This is a genomic window from Flavobacterium sp. J27, assembly GCF_004303025.1.
Taxonomy (GTDB): domain Bacteria; phylum Bacteroidota; class Bacteroidia; order Flavobacteriales; family Flavobacteriaceae; genus Flavobacterium.
Window position 1 is genome coordinate 13,678 of sequence record NZ_PJQW01000007.1, and the last position, 18,973, is coordinate 32,650.

The window sequence follows — 18,973 nt, forward strand, 5'->3', positions numbered from 1 at the left end:
AATTATTTTTTCTTGAAACGCATCATGGCAACATCATTAATCATAAGATTGAGCTTTCCTTCGTTATCAAATTGAAATTGATTTATTTTTTGCATCATGTTTAGGAATTGTTTTTCTCCTTCTCCACAATACATCATGGTAGTAGGTCCTGGTTCTCCAAATGAAATGGTGGTATCGTTTAAAGTGTATTTTGCTGAGTAACCATTACAACTGTTATTACCTCTTACTTCTTGTTTTTCTTTGTCAAATTCGATGTAAGGTTTTTTGTCTGGAAAAAGACCATCGAAGGCAATTCGAGGGCCAGATAGATACTCTAATTCCCAAGTAGTATTGTAAAGCATGCTACCATTGGTTTCTTTTTTTGTGGCACAAGAGACTAGAATTGTTATTACTAAAATGAGTAAAGAATTTTTTTTTGTTTTCATGTTTTTAATTTTTTTTTAGCTAGAAAAGAAATAATACAGAGGTAATTGAAATGACTTATTTCTTTAATGTATACTAAAATGACACACTATTTTTTGTTTGTTCTCTCAAATATACTAAAAAATAATCCCTATTTCATCATGAAATAGGGATTGAAATATAAAATTGGTGTAAAAATTATTCTTTCTTTTTCTTACCGCCTAATATACCACCTAGAACGTTTTTAACTCCTTCTTTAATATTTTCTTTCGGAGTGGTGGTTTTAGTCGTGTCTGTAGCGGTTGCAGTACTATTATCTTTAGTACCGTTGAATAAATTAGTCAATGCGCTTGTTCCTTCGTTTACTAATTTTTCTTTTTGCATTTTTACAATTTGAGAAGCTAAGTTTGTTGTTGCTTGTTTCAAATCTGTTTTTATAGCAGGATTGCTAAAGTTACCTGTTAAATTTGCCGTTACTGGTACACTTTCAATTTTTTGCTGATCTGCAGGAGTTAATTTGCTTAATAAACTAGTTACTTCTGTACCTAAATATTTGGCTGGTACATCAAACTTAACATCATAATTCATGGTTTGATCAAAACCGTGTGTTCCTCCTACAGTCATATTGATGTCTTGGTAGGTTAAATTTAATGGTTTTAGTGCTACTTTTCCATCTTTAAATGATAAAGAAGCTTTTATATCGTTTAAGTTTAATTTGCTTACATCTAAGAATTTTACATTCGAGCTTAAAGCAGTTAATAAAGTAGAATTTTTCTCATTAATAGTTGTCGACAACAATTGGCCAGCTAAATCACCTGAAAGGGTTTTTAAGTTAGGTGTCATGTCGTCTGTTAGATTACCAGATAGCTTAATTGTAGAATTTAGTTTACCATTAATTATATTCGCAATAGGAGCAATGCTTTTCAACATTTCAACTTGTGTAAACGATTCGGCAATATTCACAGCATTCAATCCTAAATCCATGTTGAAAGTAGGTTTTGCTCCTTTGGTTGAAACCATACCATTTAACCCAATGCTTCCTCCAAAAACATCCATTTTAAGATTGCTTAACGAAATAGCTTCATCTTTTATGGCTAAATTACCGCTTACATTTTTCAAATCTAAATTATCATATACCACACTTCCTGCTTTAGCAGAAATACTACAATCTAAGAAAGAAGGGATTTTTACAGCTTCTGTAGTGGTTTTTGAACCGTCATCTGAAGTAGTAGTCGTTGGCGACATGAAATCTGAAACTACTAAACGAGACGAATTCATATCGAAACTTCCTTTTAAAACTTGTTTTTTGAATAAAAAACCATATAAATTGTCTAATCCACCTGTAACCTGAATGTCTGAAGAACCTGTTTTTGCATCAAATTCATTCAAGCGAATTTGATTTGGATTGAAAGTTAAAGATGTATTTACGATTTCAAATGGTTTTGCCATTTCTGGACCTTCATATTTAAATCCGCTTAAAGAAACGTTTCCTGCATTTTGAATATTTTGATACTGACTAGTTTCTACTGATTTCATATCAAATTTGGTAGTAACATCAGCTTTTAAGATACCTGTTAAAGGTTTGTCTAATTGTACAGGATACGCTTTGGTAACATTCGCTAAATTAATTGTTCCTTTTAAAGCTGCGTCTACCAATGGGTTTTCTGTAAGATTTTTAACTAATGCTTTCGCATTGAATACATCTTGATCTATAGAGAAAGATAATTTGTCTAAGTTAACATACGTGTCATTCATAGCACCTGTTTCGTTTACGATATGCGTGTCAATCACAATATTCTTCACTGATTTTGGTAAATCTGGGTATTGGAATGAGGCATTGTCTGAGGCTAATTCGATATTAAATTTAGGAATGGTGGTTTCTGTTAATTTACCATCAACTTTTCCGCCTACTCTAAATTCTCCAGTTGTTTTTACTTGACTGATATTTCCTGCATAAGCTTCTGGAATAAGTCCTAAGAAATTTTTAAAATCTGAAGTTGGGGTTTTAAATGTTAAATTGTATAACTGACCGTCTTCTAACATTTGGATAAAACCATTGAATTCTAAAGGTAATTGATTGATTAATGCTTTGTTATCTTTAAATTCATATTTACTGTTATCTAAATCAATGCCTAAAACTGCATCTAAAGACAAGGTTACATTTTTCATAAAATTAGTACTGTCCATTTCAAAAGAAACTTTAGTACTTGTTTTAGTGTCTAAATCTAATTTTTGTTGGGCAAAATTTCCTTTTCCAGTATGGTTAAGACTATCCAATACCATTTTCATTTTAGCACCTTCGTCTAAAAAGGTAAAACGTAAATTATTGATGGCATATTCTTGAATATTTAAAGCAAAAGGCTTGCTTTCTTCAGTAGAAGCCTCTTCTTCTTGATTTTTAAGAGCAATGTCAAAATTTCCTAAACCATCTTTGTTGAAAATCACATTTACAATAGCATTCGTACTGCTAAAACCTTGTAAATTCATTGGCTCGTTATCTCCTTTAAATAATTCTTTTATGCTCATTTTTAAGTTCAATTCACCAGCATAAAAAAGCGTATCACCTTCAAAAGGGGCTTTGTTAATAATACTTAATTTGTCGATAGTAACATTTGCATTCGGAAAATTCCTGAACAAACTTAAATCTACTTCTTCAAATGCAACAGTAGCATCTACATTTTCATTTATCGATTTTAAAACCAGTGCTTTGATTTTATCTTTAAAAATAAAAGGTGCTGCTGCTAATGCAACTACAACTACAAGTAGAAATATCCCAACTATTTTGAGTACTTTCTTGAATGTGGATTTTTTAGCCATAGTAATAAGATTTTGAAGATTTACAGGTTAGTTTTTACAAATGTACTACCAAAATGAAAAATAATATATTAACATTCTGATAAATTTTTACATTATTTCAATTAGTCAATTAGCAGCTCTTCATTCACTTTCAAGTCAAATTTTTTACGAAATAAATACACTGCAAGATACATAAAAGGAGTGTCAATTAGCGCAATAAATATTTTAAAAAGGAAACCACTGATAAATAACGGAATAAACAAACTCCAATTTAGGATTTCAAAACAGCACAAGAGTAGTAATACAGAAAAAGTATCAATAGCTTGTGAAGTTATGGTTGAGAAATTATTTCGTACCCAAAGTTTTTTTCCTTGAGTTACTTTCTTCCAAAAATGATACACTTGTATATCGATATATTGAGCAAATAGATACGCTAACATTGAGGCGATTACTGCCAATGCAGTTTGTCCAAAAACTTTGGTAAACAGAGCATCTGAAACAGGAGAGTTTTCTATAGCAGGAACGAGATTAGCTACATAAATAATTCCCAAAGAAAAAACCGATGCAAAAATACCAGTTGTAACCACTTGGTTCGCTTTCTTTTTACCATAAATTTCAGAGATAATATCAGTGATTAAAAAAGTAATTGGATAGGGAATTATTCCAACTGAAATTTGGAATAATTTGGTTCCAAAAACGGTTACATTTCCAAAAGGATACCAGTAAAAGAATTTTTGAAAAATTAAATTAGAAACCACCAAAGAGCAGATAAATAAACTAGCCAGAATTAAATATATGCGTTGCGCTAAAAATTTGTTTTGTAAAGCCATTGCTCAAATTTAAGAATACAATGTTACAAAAAAAAGCTATTTCTTTCGTAAAGATAGAAATAGCTTTTTAAACTAGTTTTATAAATAAAAACTATTTTATCTGAAGTTCGAAAGGCATCATTGCCTGAACACCTTTTAATTGATTGGCTCTTTTAATTTGTTCTAACAAACGGAATGCTTCTTCACCAACTTGTTCTTTTAATAAAGCTTCTTTCGATTGGAACATAGAAATACCTGCAAACTTGTTAAGGATATCATGTATCGATTTGTCATATTCAGGATAATTCTCTGTTCTGAAATCTTTTATTTTAGCTAGTTTTGCGGCATATTTTAAGGCATCATCTAAACCACCTAATTCATCTACTAAACCATTTTTTATAGCGTCTGTTCCAGTCCATACACGGCCTTGAGCAATAGCGTCTACTTGTTCAGTAGTCATTTTTCTACCAGTTGCTACTCTTGTTAAGAAAGTACTATAAATGTTTTCAATACTTTCTAATGTAAATGCTTTAAAGTTGTCGTCAATTGGTTCAAACAAACTATATCCTGAAGCATTGTCATGTGTTTTAACTTGTTCTGCATTAATACCAATGTTCTTTCCTAATTCGTTCATATTTGGTAGCATACCAAAAACACCTATCGAACCTGTAATGGTACTTGGTTCAGCAAAAATTCGGTCTGCATTACAAGAAATATAATACCCACCTGAAGCGGCTACGTTACCCATAGACACTACCACAGGTTTCACTTTTTTAGTAATTTCAATTTCTCTCCAAATCAATTCTGAAGTTAAAGCACTACCGCCAGGACTATCTACGCGTAATACAATGGCTTTTACGTCGTCATCTTCTCTAGCTTCTTTTAAAGCTCTTTTTACAGCACCTTCACCAATAACATTTACATCTCCTTCACCACCTTGAATTTCCCCTTGTGCATACACTACAGCAATAATGTCTTTTACTGAAAAATCTACAGATGAAGTGGCTACTTTTTTAGCATATTTAAGGATGTCTACTGTTTCATAATCTTTATCATCAGCTACTTTTAATTGTTTTTTTATAGCCTTGTGATATTCATCTTCATAAGCCACTTTGTCAATCATGTGTTTGTTTAAAGCCAATTGTGGAGTGCGTGCTCCTAAAGAATTGGCTATACTGTTTAAACTATCTACAGAAATATTTCTGCTTATTGAAATATCGGTTGCAATTGTATTCCAAATAGAATTTAATAAAACTGTAATTTGCTCTCTGTTTTCTGGACTCATTTCTTGTGCTAAGAATGGTTCTACAGCACTTTTGTATTTTCCATGACGAATGATTTCCATTTTTACCCCTGTTTTCTCCTGTAATTCTTTCATATATAAAACTTCAGAAGACAACCCTTTGAATTCCAATTCTCCGATTGGGTTTAAATATAATGTGTCTGCAACCGAATTTAAATAATAATCACGCTGAGAAATGTAATTAGAATAAGCTACAACAAATTTGCCCGATTTTTTAAAATCTTCAAGTTTGTCTCTCAAAGCTTTACTTTGTGCCATTCCTAATCTAGATTCATTATTTAAAATAGAAATTCCTTTGATTTTATCGTCGGTTTTAGCTGCATCAATAGCTTGTAATATGTCGATTAAACCATCATGATTTGTCTCAAAATAATTGAATTCTTCAATGTTAATTTTTCCACCATAATCCAGATTTACTTCTGATAAATCTAATTTGATAACTGAATTATCTTTTACCTTAACGGTATCTTTATCTCCTCCCATTATAGCACCTAAAAAGATAAGCCCGAAAAAAAACACCATACAGAATACAAAGATTCCAATTACAGTGGCTACTACATTTCCTAAAAATTTCATTTTCTATCCATTTAATTTATATGAGCTATATGTCTTATAAAAGCAGAAAAAGTTACATGTTCATAAAAAAATAGAAAATAGAAATTATAAGTCTAAAATTGTTTGTTATTTTGCTAAAGATGAAAAAACAACATCAAATACAGGTTTCTATAGGAAGTAATCAGGGCAATCGTTTGGAAAACCTCAGTTCAGCAATTGTTTTTATACACGAACAAGTGGCGAGTGTGGTAAAAGTATCTAAAGTATATGAAACACCTTCTTGGGGTTTTGAAAGTGATAGTTTTTATAATGCAGTGCTTACTTTACATACATATAAAACCGCTCCAAAAATATTGTCTCAGTTGTTAAAAATAGAAAAACAAATGGGACGTGTACGTACACAAGGAAAAGGATATGAAGCTAGAATTATCGATTTAGACATTATTACTTATGATGAAGAAATTATAACAACTGATACGTTACAAATTCCGCATCCGCAAATGCAACACAGAAACTTTGTATTATTGCCTTTAAAAGAAGTGCAACCCGATTGGTTTCACCCTACACTAAAAAAAACACTACAAGAACTCCTTGCAGAAACGACAGATACAAGTGAATGTAAAGTAATACATACGTTAGTTTCTCCAGTGGAAAAATTGGGTTTACAGCAATACAACTATATAGCTATTGAAGGAAATATAGGTGCTGGTAAAACTACTTTGGCTACTAAAATAGCGGAAGATTGTAATGCTAAATTGGTTTTAGAACGTTTTGCAGATAATCCATTTTTACCGAAGTTTTACAAAGATCAAAACCGCTATGCTTTTCCTTTGGAAATGTCTTTTTTAGCGGATCGATACCAACAATTAACAGATGATTTAGCACAATTTGATTTATTTAAAGATTTTATAGTAGCTGATTACCATATTTTTAAGTCATTGATATTTGCCAAAGTTACACTGCAAGAGGACGAGTTTCGTTTGTATAAAACCATGTTTGATATTATTCATCGGGAAACCGCAAAACCCGATTTGTATATTTATTTGTACCAAAGTACCGAACGCCTTTTAGCCAATATTAAAAAAAGAGGTCGTAGTTATGAACAAGAAATACCGGCAGATTATTTAGAAAAAATCAATAGAGGATATCTTGATTATATTAAAACTCAAACTAATTTAAATGTACTTGTTATAGATGTTTCTGATTTGGATTTTGTAAAAAGACAAGAAGATTATGTGTTTTTATTAGCAAAAATTCAGGAGAAATTACAGCAAGTATAACTAGCAAATTTATTGTAATTTGATTTTTTCAAAAAAATCTTTTTTGTAGGTTTCACTAATAGGAATTCTAGAAGCATCAATCACGATTCTATTTTTTTGAATGGATTTAATATGATTTAAATTTACCACATACGAATTATGAACTCGTATAAAATCTTTATGGTTTATTTTTTCTAAAATATTGCTAAAATTAGATAAGGTTAAAACCGATTTGCCGTTTGTAAGATGAATTTTTAAATAATCTTTTAATCCTTCGATATACTTGATGTCTTGAATGGTGATTTTGATGTTTTCGTAATCCGATTTTATAAAAATAAATTTATTTTCGCTACTATTTGTAAAAATAGAATTGGTTTCCAAAATTTCTTCTTGTTGTGGAAAAGAACCGTTATAAATTTTATTAATCGATTTTAAAAAACGTTTGTATGAAATAGGTTTTAAAAGATAATCAACAGCATCCAGATTAAAACCATCTACGGCATATTGAGGAAAAGCAGTTGTAAAAATAATATTTGGTTTCACACTTAAAGATTCTACTAAATCGACCCCATTAATCATAGGCATTTCAATGTCTAGAAAAATCAAATCGATTGTGTTTTCTGCAATAAAACGAATAGCTTCAATAGGATTTGTAAAAGTTTGTATTACATCTAAATTGTCGATTGTATCAGCATACTTTTTTAGAATTTCTATTGCCAGCGGTTCATCATCAATAATAATTGCCTTAATTTTCATTTAAATCGATTTTGATTGATACCTGATATTTATTGTTGTTGTTTTTGATTACCAAACTATTATTTGGATAATATAAATTTAGTCTTTTTATCGAATTTTCATTTCCTAAACTAAACGAATCATATGATTTTTTCTGAAAATGAATTTGGTTTTCCACATTAAAATCTAAAATACCATCTTTAATTTTAAATTCGATTAGAATTTCTTCTTCATAAACAGGATGTACGCCATATTTAAAAGCATTTTCGATGAAAGAGATAAACAGTAAAGGATAAATTTTTACCGATTTTAAATTACCTTCCACTTTGTAATTAATAGTATTGTTGCTAGTAATTCGTAATTTTTGTAATTCGATATAATTATTAATATACTCTATTTCTTCCTGCAAATCTACTTTTTTATCGATAGGTGTGTTGTTCTTATCGGAAAGCATATAGCGCATTAAATCGGATAAATTTAAAATAGCTTGAGGTGTTTTGGGTGATTGTACAATAGAAAGAAAGTAAATCGTATTGAGCGAATTAAAAAAGAAATGCGGATTTAATTGTGCTTTCAAAAAATTCAATTCGGTAATTCTATTTTCATTTTCAATTTCTTTTTGACGTTTAAAATTTTCGTTTAGAAACTCATATAATTTTAAAAAAGAACTAATAGAAATGACAAATAAAAAGATGACAACGTTTGGTAAAATATGCATTGGTGGTTCTCTTTTAACCAAATTGATTTCATTAGCAGGAATATTAGTTCTAATTCCATTAGCAGGAATAGAAGGAGGTCTAAAATTAGCTCGTAAATAATCAAACTTTACACTGGCAATACTAATAACAGTATAGGTTAAACCAAATAAAATTAGTAATATAATCGTGTATAATAGCCACTTTTTTTTGACAATAAACCGTTCTACTAGAAAATTGAAATTAATATAAAAGATACAAACACAAACTAGAAAAAGAATAAAGAGAAAATAATTAAAAGGACCATTGTTAAAGAAGTAATCATACATCAGAATTAAAAAGAAGATAAACCAAACTAAAAAATGTATCACATATTTAGTTTGGTAATTCTTCTTCAAAAACATCCTTTTATTAAAATTAGAGATCAAATTTTAATTTTTAATTGTTGAATATCCTTTTTTGATAATGCAGCTGTTTCTCCGTTATTCAATCGTTCTAAAACTAAGTCTAAGGTTCTTAGTGCATCAATACTGTCTTTAAAAGAAACAGTTCCTTCAATCGCAGGAATGTTTTCCTGTCTAATAAATAGTTTGCCTTGTAAATAGACTTCATAGCCATACTTGTTTTGTCCCATTTCAAATACCGTTCCATCAAAAGCAACAGGTTTGTTTTTACAAGCCGTAAACAGTTCAAATACTAACACAAATATAATGTAAATTATAGTATTACTTTTTTTAATCATTATCTACTTGTTCTGCAAAAGGTTTAAATTCATACATGTCATCTAAATATAAATTACTGGAGCGACCTAATAAGACAAAAGCGCGATCGCTAAAGTTTAAAGCCACGGCATCTTGTCTGGTAACCGCTTCAAATGTGGTTTTTTTAAGCCAATAATCGGTTGCAGGATTATATTGCCAAGTGGTTACATTAGGTGTACCTAAACATACATAACCGTAATTGCCTAATGCAAAGCCTACTGCGTTACTTCGAATTATAGTGTATTCTGAAGTATAATCGTCGTCGCTATTTACCGAAATGTCTCTTAATTTTGTCCATACTTCAGTATTTAAATCAAAGCTCCAAAAATCTCTCAGGTTTACCCCATTAGATTTACCAGTACCCATATATATTTTATTCTGAATTCTAAAAGTAACTCCATCTCTTCTTTTGTTTCCTCCAAAACCAAATAATTCTATCCAGCTATCTGTGGTAGGGTCGTATCTCCAAAAATCTTTCTTATCGTTCACGCCATCATAACCACATCCTACGTAACCATAACTGTCTGAATTGAATGAAACCGTATTTCTACGAACATCTCCACCATAATCGGCTATTTGTAACCAAGAATTAGTAGTGGGATCATATTGATAAAAATCTTTCTTCTCTGTTGTGCCATTATATCCAGCACCTATATAGCCATAATTTCCTACTGCAAAACTAGAAGCAGCACTTCTTTTTTCTCCTGGAAAGTTTGCCCTTTGAATCCAATAGCCACCTTCCAAATTATATTCCCAAAAATCATTTAAATAATTATCGCCATCATAACCTACGCCCACATATCCTTTATCTCCAATTATAAAACTAGCCGCATTACTTCGGGCAATACCATCAAATGTTGCAGCCGTTACCCAGTTTCCTATATCATCGTCGTCATCTTCATCGCTATTGCAACTAAAAAAAGTAGTCGTAAGGAGTAATGTTAATACAAGTCGTTTTACTTTTCTAAGATCTTTTTCTTTTGGTATCATTTTTTATTTATTTAGATTAAACTTAATTCCCATCGATAACATTACATGATTGCTAAAATCATAACTGTTCGATTGTGTATTGTTTTCTTCAATTTTTAGTTTATTATTCCATGATTTTCCCAATGATAAGTACACCTTACTATCATTAGGAAAAATATAATTATAAGTAAGTGAGGCTTTAGTTTTTGAAAAAAACAACGATTCATATTCTAAAAAGGTGTTGTTTGTCATTCTAGAAAAAGCATTAGTTGTTGTCGTATAATAGGTGTCATAGGCTACAGCGAAATCGAGTTGGTTTTTGGTAAACCAATTCCATTGTAGATTGGTTTTCGGAAACCCCACGCTTATTTTTAATTGCTTATTAAACTCATAATTATAGTCAAAAACAGGATAGAAGCGAGCAGAACCTAGTAAGTTTCCGTAGGCAACCCCTAGATTCAATTGCGATTTTTCTGTTAGTTTTCGACCAAAAATGGCAGTGGCATTAAAATGGAAAGCCCGACTTTGTATTGCCTCTAAGTCGTTTGTTCGTACTTGCGGATTAGCTAAAAAAGTAAAACTAGAACGATTTCCTAACAGTAGTTTCTTTTTGATACCCAAATCAATCGAATGCAAGTTTTCTATAGCCTCATTACTATAAAAATTTACAGGAGAAAACAAATCGAGCGTGGTATTTTGATAACGTGTAAAAACCGAAAAATCATTTTTAAAATCGATGGTAAAACCGATAGCATCTGTAGTTGTATTTACTACAGCATCATTTACCGCGTAACTGCGTTCATACGCTATACTACTTTTACTTTGGGAAAAAACATTACAAACACTCCACATTATTATAAATAATTGATATTTCCTCATACTAAATTTCATTGTTCGCCAAAAGTATCTGATACGAAGAGAGAGTGAAAAAAAGATATACTTCTAGCTATTTTTTATCTATACTTGCTACGATTTATTCTATTCTTTTTAAAAAGAAGTAAAAGACCAAAGTATCGATACGATGCTTTAAAACATCGCTGGTTTTTTGGTATTGGTATAATAGAGTTTAATTATAGCGCTTACAAAATTACATTTGGTCAAAAAAAAGTATGAAACCTATTTTTTATGCCCTTATATTGAGTATGCTACTGGCTTCTTGTACTAATGAAGAAGCAGTCTATTTTACACCATCGGGAGATTTTATAGAAAGCAATGTTGCCTTTAAAGTAGTCGATACCATTTCCTTTACCATGTCGACATTTAAAATAGACAGTCTAGCTACAGATTTGTATGGTAAAATACTAGTAGGACAGTATAACGATCCTTACTTTGGTAAAACAACTTCAAGCGGTTATATTTATTTTATGCCTTCTAATTATTATATCGATAACTCCTATGTGTTTGATAGTATTGCTTTAAACCTAAAATATTCTGGGTATTATTATAACGATACGTTAGCCCAAAAAAAGATACAAGTACATGCCATAGATAAGAAAATTAAATATAGAAACGGACAAACTAATTATTACAACACGCAAGATATTGCAACAACTAGTTTATTAGGCGAACGCACGTTTTACCCATGGATATATAAAGACAGTATAAAGATTACTTTAGATTATAATTTTGGTTTATCCCTTTTCGATAAAATTAAAACTGGAGTTATTAACAGTAGCGACGAATTGAATGAGTATTTCAAAGGATTAAAGATTGCACCAGCTTCAGATGAAGATGCTGCTATGATTTCCTTTACCACTGCTGATTCTTACTTACGGTTTTATTATTCAAATCCTTCCGAACCCGGTAGCGTTTTGTATTATGATTTTAAGTATAGCAATTTTGCTACCTATAGGAATCATTTTTCTCAAATAAAAAGCGACAGAACAGGAACAAGTTTGCCCGTAGATTTTGTGAATCAGGAAAATGAAATCTCAGAAGAAGCCTTGTCTCATTTAACGTACATACAAGGAGGAGTAGGTTTAACTACCAAAATAACTTTTCCAAATTTTAAAGAAACGATGTATGATTTAGGTGGGGTAATTTACAAAGCCGATTTAAAAATACCACTAGACAACAATTTGTTTGATAAAAAAAGGTATGTGGAAGATTCATTGCGAGTATTTGTGGTCGATATTAATAACGAAATTGTAAGAGCTTTAATTGATAGTAATGGCAATACGGTACATGCTTATGTAGAAAACGAAAATCCCGAATTTAATGAAACATATATAAATGTATCTATAGGTCCTTTTATGCAGGAATTACTCAACTCTAATACCATGAGAAACTATGGATTAGTCTTATTGCCTTTCGATTATGGTATTAAAACCAACCGATTGCTATTGAACAGTAATAATAAACCTCAAAACAAAGCCAAATTAAAACTTACTCTTTTGCATTATGACGACTAATAATTCGAACTATTTTTTAATGCTGTTGTTTTTTTCGGCTACTTTTTTTTATGCTCAAAACAACAACCTTACCTCTTCACCATATTCTTTATTTGGATTAGGCAACAGCAACGATGCCAATACTGGAATTACAAATTCATTGGGTAAAGCAGGTATAGCTTTGGGTAGCGAAACAGAAATAAACAATTTAAATCCAGCGTCTTTAGGAAGTATGCCCTTGTACCGTTTCTTTTTAGATATAGGAGGAAAAGGAGAGTACAATGTGTATGGCGATAAGACCAATACCGGAAAAACCTATTCTCTGGTGTTTTCAAATTTAAGCTTTGCTTTTCCAATCAATGAAAAATCAGGCATTAGTTTGTCGTTACAACCTTTTACAGAAGTGGGGTATACTTTTAACGGAATTGTAGAAAATGTAGATGGTTCACAAGATCAGTATTACAGTAGGATAACTGGAAGCGGTGGACTAAATAAGTTTACGGTTAATTATGGTAGAAAAATTACCCCAAAATTAAATGTAGGATTGAGTTTTAAATACCTGTTTGGAACCATTACACAAAATGAAACCGTTGTTTTAGACAATGATTATTTAGTGTTTGAAGATACTAATTTTTACAGAGGCATCAGTCTAGGTACCGGACTTCAGTATCAAGTAACGCCTAGCTTAAATTTAGCTTCAGTGGTTACTTTAGGAAGTAGTTTAAATGCTTCTCGAGATAGAGAAGTAAATAGAATAGTAAACGAGGCGTATTACAATATTGAAAGTACCGAAAGTGTATCGATAAGCGATTATAAATTACCTGTAGATATTACTTTTGGAGTAAAATACAACTATAAAAATTACAATTTTATATCTGATTACAAACGCAGTTTTTGGAGTGCTACTCACTTAACCGACAATACAGGCAACTATACCGATTCTAATCTATTTAGTGTGGGCATGGAATATATGGGTAAAGAAAATTACAATACCAGAAACCGCATGCGTTATAGAATAGGCTACTATTATGAAGATGGTAATTTAAAAATAAACAACAATAAAATTGCAACTAATGCCCTTACATTAGGATTAGGTGTTCCACTTGGTAACTCTATGAATGTTTTAAATTTTTCATACTCTTATGGTATTAAAGGGGTGGTGTCTAATATATTAGTTCAGGAAAAGTTTCATTCGGTAACGGTTAATTTAAGTTTTGCCGATAATTGGTTTAGAAAAAGAAAGATTGATTAAAGGTAACTGAAGAAGTGGTGTTATTTATTAAATATATAGCTCCTTTTTTTATAATAGCGATACAAATGATCATAAATAAGTAACTCATATTCTCGTTGTCTAGAGGTGAATTGTCGGTTGAGTATCATGTGAATATGACTGCTCAAAAACGGAAGTAAAGCAGTGTCTAAAAGCGTTTTTATAGTTAAAACAGAAGCTTTTATTTTTTCAGTTTTTGTTTGAATAATATGATACAATGATTGGTGTGCTAGGTCTTCCATCGCTAAAAATGAACTGATCTGATTTTCTAAATCACGATAATGTTTGTCAAGTTGTTTTTTTAGCGTTTTATCTGCTTGAAACTCTTGTTTAAACGACTCTTGTAAACGGTGCAACACCTCTAATTTTTCTGTATTGGTTAACCCAAAGAGCGTAAGGAATTGATCAATAGCTAAAAAACTAAATAAAATAGTCGTGGTTTCTTTTTCAAAATTAGGTTTTAAATCAATGTAATCTAAGATTAATTCGCTATCAGCTTGAAAAATGAATTCGGAAAGTTCGTATGTAGTCACGCCATAACGTTCCAATTCTCTACTATAGGTATCGGTTTGAATTTTCCAGATGAGGTTTTCTGTTTGTAAGATATCAAAAATGCGATACAATTTTGTAATAACGGTTCCTAAATGTTTCTCATGGTCTATTTTAAAACGCAATCGTAAATGGGCTTCAGGATCATGATACCGAATAAAAAACCATTTAGAAATATATTTATCGGCTATTAGTTCCTTTATAGCTTCTTTCAAATAATCTAACAAAATAAAATCGGCTGTTTTTACACCACAATAAATTTTAAAATACAACCATTCGCTTCCTAAACTAAAATCTCTTCTCATATATTATTTTATTTTCAGTGTCAATATCAATGTCAATATCAATGCCAATATCAATGCCAATATCAATGTCAATGCCAATAATCAAATTCAATTGAAAGTAAAAGAAGCAATCTTGAACATACAAGATATTATGCTCTTATCTTTATTCGTTGTAAAAAGACACGATAAATTGATTGGCATACGGATTTCCTTCTTTATCATTCACTACACTATCATTGGTAAACAAAAATTCCTCCAATACTATTTTTTTATTTGCTTTAATAGTTTTTTGCATGATGTTAAAGCAAATTTCAACCTCCATATCAAGTAACAAAGTATTGTCGCCACTAACGATTGTTACATATTTAGGAATCCTTTTCAGTGCTTTCCACGCAAAAAAATTAGTATTGTATAGTAGTTCTTTTGTCTCTTTTTCTGAAATATACCATTTGGCTTTTGCCAAAATAACACCTTTGTATACGACTCTAGGAAAAGTACTGTAATGAGAATGTAAAACACCCCAATCAAAAGTATAAATAGGATGGGTTTGTTGTCCTTGCAAATCACATAAGAAATGATAAATGGGCAACGAATTAGAGCTGTAATTATGTGCGTTTGATAAGCAAGGAATCACTCTTTTATTCTGTTTTTTTGATTTTAAAATAATAGTGTCATTTTCAATGCTAATGTACAAATCTGTTATGTTTATTTGCTGTTCTTTTGGAAGTGTACTGTTTGACAAATACGGAATTTCATATTCTCGTAACACAGGTCTTCTTAAGACATTTCCCGTTCTCGATTCTGGAATGTGAGCTACTTCTGCCAAAAGCACTTTAGGGTTTAATGTGGCTTCTTTCTCAGTAATTTCTTTGGCTAACTGATATATATTGGTATCACCATTACTAAAACGCCCCATTAATTTTGCGGCACTATAGTTTCCTAAGGATTCTAAAACAACCGTTTCGGTATGATCTATTTTTACCACTTCAATCATAGCAGAAAAAGTAGAGGGTAATTGTTCCTTTTTAGGTAAAAAAGAGTTGAAATCGTTGTCTTTTAGTTCCAAAATAGCTTCTTTGTTGACCAATGTGTTTTTTAATTTGGTTTCCAAAATGTAATCCAAAGGTGTCCATTTTTCCTCAGTAGTAGTAGCTGTATTTTGTTTGTGTATTGAAAACTGATCCAAAATAGGATGAGAATCATCCAAACGAACATCTTGAAGGTAACCAATACCAATTTCTGAATCCAAAACTACGGTCAATGGCATTTCTTTTGTTTCATATCGATGTAGGAAAGCCTTTTTAAACGCTTCCAAATTGCGATGCTGAGTAGCTACTTGTGTTCTTTCTAAAAATGCAATAGCTTGTTGAAGTTGTTTTCGAATGTTGTAATTTAGTGTACTGATTTTCGTTTTCAAATACAAATCGGTTTGTAAAAGATACTTTTCGTCAAAGGTAACTTCTAGTTTTTTTATTTTTTCAGTAATCTGCTGCGCTACTGTAAAGTGATTTTCAATAGTCATTTGTTGTAATAACAAATTAATTTCTGTAATGTTTTGTATTACTGGAGTTATATCTTTTACGTTTGCTAAAATATCAAGTGCTCTTTTAATTTCTTGATTGCCAGTAACAGTTGCTTCCAGATTGCTAACCAAAAATTGATTATCGATGAGGTCATTTATAAAAGCCAAAGCGTCTTCTCGTTCCGATGCATCTGTAATCATTAGAGTTACTAATTCACTTCTGCTTTTTCCTGTACTAACGTTTTTGAAAATAATATCTAAATAATCTGTTTTGCGAATGCCTGCTAAAGTGTGTTCGCGTTTCTTTTTCACAAATTGGTACTCTATATATCTATAAAAGTCGCCAATGACATATAAAGAGGTGTTAGGAAAATAGAGTAGTTGTTCTCGTACACTTTCTTTTTTGCCTAATTCTTGTAAAAAATGCGTCCAGAACTGCATATCAAACTGCGTATGCGTTATAAATTGTTCTTTTGCTTGTAATTGAATAGCTGTTTCAGAATGAAAAACACCAGTAGTACACCCTGCAAACAAACCAAAAGGCGTTGCTCTAGAAGACAATCGGGCTAAATATTTTACTAGCGATTGTTCTAAGCTATTTATCTTCTCTTTTGCAATGGACTGTGGTTGTGCTCTGTATTTTTCCAACTCTTGTAGCAATTCAGGAGAAGCCAAAGCAATCGCGCTTTTAATAATGCTATGATCCAATGTTTTAAAAATGGCTTCCCGATTGTAATTTTTTAACAATGAAGTGTAAAAATGAATTGGGAATAATGGGGTTCTTAAAATAAAAGTATTAAAAGAGGAGAAGGGTTGCATGGGAAAGATTTTTTAATGGTTTTTCTTTCTACTTATCCTCTCTGCCATTTTCATAGCATTATAGGTATTTAAAACTTTACCTGATTTGCATAATTCAGAAAAAGACACCATTTCATTTTTTGTTCCAGGTTTAATGACTTTTTTATCGATACTAACTCCAGATTCTAATATTATTTTTTTTACTTCTTGTACAGTAAGATCTGGATAATATAACCAAATCAAAGCGGCTGTACCCGAGACCATAGGAGCAGCTAAAGAAGTTCCAGAATCATAAGCATATTGATTATCTGGAATAGCCACATAAATATCTTCTCCAGGAGCAAAAATATCTACATTGTTTTTACCATAATTAGAAAAAGGAGTAACCAAAGTACTATCAATTCTTTTGGAAATGGAACCAACAGTTATTAGGTTTTGAGTTAATTCTGTATTATTTATATAACTAAAATCGGTAGGATAAAATGGAGTTAAGTCTATATTTGATGATGCATTCCCAGAAGTATGTACCACTAAAACATTTCTTTTTTCTGCATATTGTAAGGCTTGTGATACGATTTCTTGATTTAGCGAAAATTCTTTCGAAAAAGACATGTTGATTACTTTAGCGCCATTATCAACAGCATAATAAATAGCGTTTGCGATATCCTTATCATGTTCGTCACCAAAAGGAGAAATTACTAATGGCATGATATAAATATTGTCATGAAATCCTTTTACGCCTTTGTTATTATTTCGATTTCCGATAAGTATACTGGAAACTTTTGTGTTGTGTTTTTTTAACCTATCATGAGAGGAAAGATTATTATTACCATAACCCTTTTCTAAATGATTGTTTTTTATTTTTTCTCTATCATTATAATCTAAGTTTAATAACTTGTTTACAATTGAATCTTTGTGTTGACTAGAATTTTTCATTGATTCAATAGTGAAGTTATAACGTTTTATCATTCTCATATAATAAATTAGATCGGAGAATGCTTTTTTTGAAGCATCATAATTATTAACTTTATCAACAAATCTTTCGTCATTAATTTTATATAATTGATATAAACTATCTAATTGTTCTGAAGTATAGTTTTCTTTTGGGAAATAATATTTTAAAGTATCTTTTGCTGGATAATAAGCAGAAATAAGAACACCTTCTTCTTTTAAATATCGTTCATAGTATTTTTTATCTTCTTTATATTTTTTTAATGCTCTCCTGTATTCAGTATATGATTGTTTGCTTTGTAATTGTATACTGTCTAAATCTTTAAAATCATTTTTATATTTTTTAATAATACGAACGAAATCAAAATTTGTAAATGCTTGTATACTATTATCACCAACACCTATAAAATTCCACCCATTAATGTCGTCTATATAACCATTATTGTCATCATCAATACCATTGTCAGGTATTTCGCCATTATTTGTCCAAAAATGATTTTTTAAATCTTCATGATTGATGTCTATTTGTGAATCAATAGTGGCAACAATAATTTTATTTCTTATTTTTTTATAATTTTTATTATACCATTTGTTTAGCGAAATTCCATAAACAGAATCTTTTTTGAAATCTTGCTGATGCCATATGATTAAAGTATCTATACTTTTTTCAAAATCATTTTGTTTTTTTTCTAGTGATTTACAACTTATAAATAATAAAATAAAAAATATAGATACTCTCATAATTTAATTACTGTTACATCCACATAATACTCCTGAATCACTATCAGTTTTTTTAAGATCATTTGGATTATCAGGTTTTATAGGTTTAGTGTCGGTATTAGTATCGTTACCAGTTCCTCCACAAACTTGTTTTCTGTTATTTAATTTAGCAATTTCAAATTTTTCTAAATTAATTTTTGATTTC

The 18,973-nt window shown here is 30.6% G+C and carries 15 protein-coding genes; 3 read left to right on the plus strand and 12 right to left on the minus strand.

What is annotated here, in order from left to right:
- Positions 1-2 precede the first annotated feature (2 nt).
- The 4 genes from CX675_RS10800 to sppA all read right to left on the minus strand — a co-directional run bounded on the left by CX675_RS10800 (position 3) and on the right by sppA (position 5,886).
- Positions 3-425: an META domain-containing protein gene (locus CX675_RS10800; RefSeq protein ID WP_130735254.1), complete on the minus strand. Its 423-nt coding sequence runs from the start codon at positions 423-425 to the stop codon at positions 3-5.
- Positions 426-600: 175 nt separating this feature from the next.
- A complete protein-coding gene (locus tag CX675_RS10805; protein WP_130735255.1) occupies positions 601-3,219 on the minus strand; it encodes an AsmA-like C-terminal region-containing protein in 2,619 nt (872 codons plus the stop codon).
- Positions 3,220-3,320: 101 nt separating this feature from the next.
- Positions 3,321-4,028 carry a queuosine precursor transporter gene (locus CX675_RS10810; protein ID WP_130735256.1) on the minus strand — a complete coding sequence of 236 codons (708 nt, stop codon included), beginning with the start codon at positions 4,026-4,028 and terminating at the stop codon, positions 3,321-3,323.
- A gap of 91 nt (positions 4,029-4,119) precedes the next feature.
- Complete coding sequence (gene sppA / locus CX675_RS10815; protein WP_130735257.1) at positions 4,120-5,886, minus strand: signal peptide peptidase SppA; 1,767 nt, start codon at positions 5,884-5,886, stop codon at positions 4,120-4,122.
- A gap of 119 nt (positions 5,887-6,005) precedes the next feature.
- Between sppA and folK the strand changes: the two genes are divergently transcribed.
- Positions 6,006-7,145, plus strand: a complete 1,140-nt coding sequence (gene folK, locus CX675_RS10820; protein ID WP_130735258.1) for a 2-amino-4-hydroxy-6-hydroxymethyldihydropteridine diphosphokinase — start codon at positions 6,006-6,008, stop codon at positions 7,143-7,145.
- Between the two features lie 9 nt (positions 7,146-7,154).
- Here folK and CX675_RS10825 read toward each other — a convergent pair whose 3' ends face one another.
- From CX675_RS10825 to CX675_RS10845, 5 genes are read right to left on the minus strand one after another with little or no spacing between them, the layout of a single operon-like run.
- Positions 7,155-7,880 carry a LytTR family DNA-binding domain-containing protein gene (locus tag CX675_RS10825; RefSeq protein WP_240723632.1) on the minus strand — a complete coding sequence of 242 codons (726 nt, stop codon included), beginning with the start codon at positions 7,878-7,880 and terminating at the stop codon, positions 7,155-7,157.
- Positions 7,870-8,952, minus strand: coding sequence for a sensor histidine kinase (locus CX675_RS10830; protein WP_165396023.1), 1,083 nt, complete (start codon positions 8,950-8,952; stop codon positions 7,870-7,872). The genes CX675_RS10825 and CX675_RS10830 overlap by 11 nt, the downstream gene beginning before the upstream one ends.
- Positions 8,953-8,978: 26 nt before the next feature.
- Entirely contained in the window at positions 8,979-9,296 is a 318-nt protein-coding gene (locus CX675_RS10835) for a DUF4907 domain-containing protein (protein ID WP_130735260.1), read from the minus strand.
- Positions 9,289-10,305 (minus strand): kelch repeat-containing protein, encoded by a 1,017-nt coding sequence (locus CX675_RS10840; RefSeq protein ID WP_130735261.1) that lies wholly within the window; start codon positions 10,303-10,305, stop codon positions 9,289-9,291. Before CX675_RS10840 ends, CX675_RS10835 begins: the two co-directional genes overlap by 8 nt.
- Before the next feature lie 3 nt (positions 10,306-10,308).
- Positions 10,309-11,163: a DUF6268 family outer membrane beta-barrel protein gene (locus tag CX675_RS10845; RefSeq protein WP_130735262.1), complete on the minus strand. Its 855-nt coding sequence runs from the start codon at positions 11,161-11,163 to the stop codon at positions 10,309-10,311.
- A gap of 230 nt (positions 11,164-11,393) precedes the next feature.
- Between CX675_RS10845 and CX675_RS10850 the strand changes: the two genes are divergently transcribed.
- Both CX675_RS10850 and CX675_RS10855 read left to right on the plus strand, forming a co-directional pair.
- A complete protein-coding gene (locus CX675_RS10850) occupies positions 11,394-12,695 on the plus strand; it encodes a DUF4270 family protein (protein WP_130735263.1) in 1,302 nt (433 codons plus the stop codon).
- Entirely contained in the window at positions 12,685-13,926 is a 1,242-nt protein-coding gene (locus CX675_RS10855; protein WP_130735264.1) for a hypothetical protein, read from the plus strand. Before CX675_RS10850 ends, CX675_RS10855 begins: the two co-directional genes overlap by 11 nt.
- A gap of 20 nt (positions 13,927-13,946) precedes the next feature.
- On the opposite strand, the gene CX675_RS10860 is transcribed toward CX675_RS10855, so the two are convergent.
- The 3 genes from CX675_RS10860 to CX675_RS10870 all read right to left on the minus strand — a co-directional run bounded on the left by CX675_RS10860 (position 13,947) and on the right by CX675_RS10870 (position 18,789).
- A complete protein-coding gene (locus CX675_RS10860; RefSeq protein WP_130735265.1) occupies positions 13,947-14,798 on the minus strand; it encodes a thiopeptide-type bacteriocin biosynthesis protein in 852 nt (283 codons plus the stop codon).
- Between the two features lie 142 nt (positions 14,799-14,940).
- A complete protein-coding gene (locus CX675_RS10865) occupies positions 14,941-17,118 on the minus strand; it encodes a lantibiotic dehydratase family protein (RefSeq protein ID WP_130735266.1) in 2,178 nt (725 codons plus the stop codon).
- A 12-nt stretch (positions 17,119-17,130) separates the two neighbouring features.
- Positions 17,131-18,789 carry a S8 family serine peptidase gene (locus CX675_RS10870; protein ID WP_130735267.1) on the minus strand — a complete coding sequence of 553 codons (1,659 nt, stop codon included), beginning with the start codon at positions 18,787-18,789 and terminating at the stop codon, positions 17,131-17,133.
- Positions 18,790-18,973: the final 184 nt, after the last annotated feature.